Consider the following 3246-nt stretch of genomic DNA (forward strand, 5'->3'; position numbering starts at 1 on the left):
GCGTTGACCGATTGGGCATAGGTGAGACTAGGCATACAGGTGCTCCAGGACGGTTGAAGGGTCAGCAACGGGAGAGGCAAGAGCTCGCTCCCTCGCAGCAAGCACGTCCTGACGCGCGGCCTCCTCGATGGAAGCCAGCTCGTCGGTCGTGACTCCGTGCGCACGAAGCTTCTGGCTGAGGCGGACGAGCGGCTCCACAGCCGCAGCGCGTTCCCGCTCACCCGGTGCTCGATATTGCTCTGCGTCGCCGATGTAGTGACCAACCAGGCGCTGGGTCATGGCCTCCAGCAGGACGGGCCCCTTACCGGACCGGGCATGGAGAACGGCCTCGGACATCGTGTCGGCAACGGCGTCGACATCGTTGCCGTCGACCCGGACGCCCTTGACGCCTATCGCGTTGCCGCGGGTGTAGAGGCGATCATTGGCCACCATGGCCGCGGTCGGCGTCAGCTCGGAGTACAGGTTGTTCTCGATGAGGAAGACCACTGGGAGCCTCAGGTACGCCGCGAAATTCATCGCCTCGGTCACCGAGCCCTGGTTGATCGCACCGTCCCCGAAGGCTGCCACCGTCACGCGGTCGCTGCCGTCGTACCTGCCCGCAAGCGCCGCACCGGTCGCGATGGGCGCGCCGGCGCCGACGATCGAGTTCTCACCGAACATCCCTTGGTCGGGGGTCGAGAGGTAGGCCGAGCCGCCGCGACCGCCGTTGGTCCCGGCCTCACGCCCGAGGAGCTCGGCGAACATGGCATCGAGCGGAGCACCACACGCCAGCGCCCAGCCGTGCCCACGGTACGTGGGAAAGACCGCGTCCCGACTGAGGTCCAGCGCCGCGCAGGCGCCGACGTAGATCGCCTCCTGCCCGGAGCACAGGTGCACCGAGCCCACGACCAGTGAGTCCCGTCGGAGGTTCGCAATCTCGTCCTCGAAGAAACGGATCCTGAACATGGCGCTCAGTCGTTCGCGCCCTGCAGGTATGCCTTGCATGCGTGCGGGTCCCCTCTGTTCATCAGCTGAATGTGCGCGCCGTCACAGGCACGTGCGATGAGGTAAGCCCACCGCTGGACAAGATTCCAGATGAATGAACCATCTTTGTGTCTATCTGGAAAATTTCATCCACAAAGTGGTTTGAGCCCCAGAAGTTGCGATCCTGAGGCCACCATCCGAATCAGAAGGAGCGCTCGTGACGATCCCCTACTTCGCCAACCCGCCTGGCATCGCCGCACCGATCGGGAAGTACAGCCACGTGGTCGGCGTGCCGTTCACGACGCGGACGGTCTGGATCTCGGGCCAGGTCGGACAGCTCCCCGACGGGCGGCTGGCCGGCCCCGATTCGTACCGGCAGACGCTCCAGGTCCTCGAGAACATCTCGGTGCTCCTCGACTCCCTGGGGTCGAGTCCGCGCCATATCGTGAAGCTCCTGACGTTCGTGTCGGGAGCCGAGCATCTGCCGGGGTTCTACCAGGCGCGCGACGAAGTCTTCGCGAAGTGGTTCCCTGACGAGGTCTACCCCGGGCACTCCCTGGCCGTCGTGGCCGCATTGGCAGACCCGGATCTGACGATCGAGATGGAGGGTGTACTGGCGGTGCCGGAAACGCTCGCGCAGGGACCCTCGTGACCGGACTCGACGCCACATCGTTCCGGGCACTCTTCCCGGCACTGACCGAGCAGGTATGGCTGGACACCCCGGGTTCGCCACCCGCCGCCATTCCCGTCGTCGACGCGCTCAGCAGCGCGCTGCAGTCGTGGTCGGCCGGCGACTTCTCCTGGCTCGACTGGGACCAGGTGCCCCAGGAGGCGCGACGACTGTTCGCGCAGTACGTCGACGTCGAGCCTGACCAGGTCACCAACCTCGGTTCCGTGGCTGAGGCGGCCGCGATCGTGGCAGCATCCCTCCCACCGGGGCGGATCGTGGTGCCCGACGACGAGTTCCGCAGCAACCTCCTCCCGTGGCTGCGGCGCGACGACCACGAGGTCGTACGCGTGCCTTCACGCGACGGCGTCGCAAACACGGAGGATCTCGTGGCGGCCTGTACACCTGGAACGGTCCTCCTGGCAGCCAGCGAGGTGCTGTCGTCCACCGGCATCCGGGCTGACGTCCCAGCGCTGCGAGCGGCGACCGACGCGGTGGGCGCCCGGCTCTTCGTCGACGCGACCCAGGCCATGGGCGTGCTCGATCCGACGGAGACTCTGCGAGCCGACTACGTCGCGGTGCACGGCTACAAGTGGATGCTGTGCCCGCGCGGCGCAGCGTGGATGGTGACCCGCAAGGACCTCGTGGCCGACCTGCACCCGATCGCCCCGAGCTGGCGTTCCGGACCTCCGCCCCACAGCTATTTCGGCGGAGTGGCGCCGCGCGACCGAACCGGCGCCGCCGCCGACTCGTCGCCCGCGTGGTTCTCGTGGATCGGCGCGGTGGCCGCACTCGAGCTGCTCAACCGCACCGACGCGCGTACGACAGAATCACACTCCGTGGGACTCGCCCAGGACTTCGTGCTGGGAGCCCGTGACATCGGGTTGAAGGTGGTCAGTCCCGGCCGCCCGAGCCATATTGCGGCGGTCCACATCACCGACCGCGATCGAGTCTCATCAGCGCTGTTGGACGCGCGGGTCAAAGCGACTGTCTCCAGCGACCGGGTCCGGGTGGGGTTCCACTACTTCAACACGCCTGCCGACGTCGAGCGAGTCCTGACCGCGCTGAGACACGCCGGTGCGGCCGAATGATCTGGTGGCAGATCGGTTGAGGCCAGCGGCTCCTGCTGGTGGGCTCGTGGCCGTCTCGAACTCGGTGGGTCTTGCGGTCCCGGGTGGTCCCTGCAGGACCATGTGTGCGCCTCGGCCGGGAATGTCCCGGGTGGCCAGATGGGCGCCGACTGCCTGCTTGTGCGACAGACCGGTTGTCGTACAACCATCTTCGGCGGCTGACACGGGATCAGTTCCCGGCCGCGCGGCTCCAGCAGGGAACCCGCAGGTAACGGCCGGGGAGCGGAGTTCGCACCGAGCTTCCCCCGATTTTCCCCGCTATTCCCCCCGCGCTTGGAAGTCAGTTCACGTTTGCGCAGGTCAGAGAGTTGCGGCATGCGGCGCCTGGAATCACAGACCAGACGCATCCGCCCGGATACAAAAGAGTCCCTGATCTGCGTCTCCGCAGCTCAGGGGTTCCTTGTCGTGCTGTGGCAGGTGCAGAGTTCGAACCTGCGTAGGTCTGAGCCGTCTGATTCACAGCCTGCACCCTGCAGTGCTCTGACC

General features: G+C 66.7%; 3 protein-coding genes. 2 read left to right on the forward strand and 1 reads right to left on the reverse strand.

Annotated elements, in window-relative coordinates:
• Positions 1 to 27 precede the first annotated feature (27 nt).
• A complete protein-coding gene (locus JWQ91_RS06585; protein ID WP_297782063.1) occupies positions 28 to 945 on the reverse strand; it encodes a thiamine pyrophosphate-dependent dehydrogenase E1 component subunit alpha in 918 nt (305 codons plus the stop codon).
• 235 nt (positions 946 to 1180) lie between these two features.
• Between JWQ91_RS06585 and JWQ91_RS06590 the strand changes: the two genes are divergently transcribed.
• Together JWQ91_RS06590 and JWQ91_RS06595 are read left to right on the forward strand one after the other, a co-directional pair.
• Complete coding sequence (locus JWQ91_RS06590; RefSeq protein ID WP_297782064.1) at positions 1181 to 1615, forward strand: RidA family protein; 435 nt, start codon at positions 1181 to 1183, stop codon at positions 1613 to 1615.
• The gene (locus JWQ91_RS06595) at positions 1612 to 2721 is read left to right on the forward strand and encodes an aminotransferase class V-fold PLP-dependent enzyme (RefSeq protein ID WP_297782065.1); all 1110 of its coding nucleotides are present in this window, start codon (positions 1612 to 1614) and stop codon (positions 2719 to 2721) included. Before JWQ91_RS06590 ends, JWQ91_RS06595 begins: the two co-directional genes overlap by 4 nt.
• Positions 2722 to 3246: the final 525 nt, after the last annotated feature.

The organism is Aeromicrobium sp. (genome assembly GCF_025965075.1).
GTDB lineage: Bacteria > Actinomycetota > Actinomycetes > Propionibacteriales > Nocardioidaceae > Aeromicrobium.

Coding starts and splice junctions, on each gene's coding strand:
- JWQ91_RS06585 (WP_297782063.1), bottom strand. CDS start 945: ATGTTCAGGATCCGTTTCTTCGAGGACGAGATTGCGAACCTCCGACGG.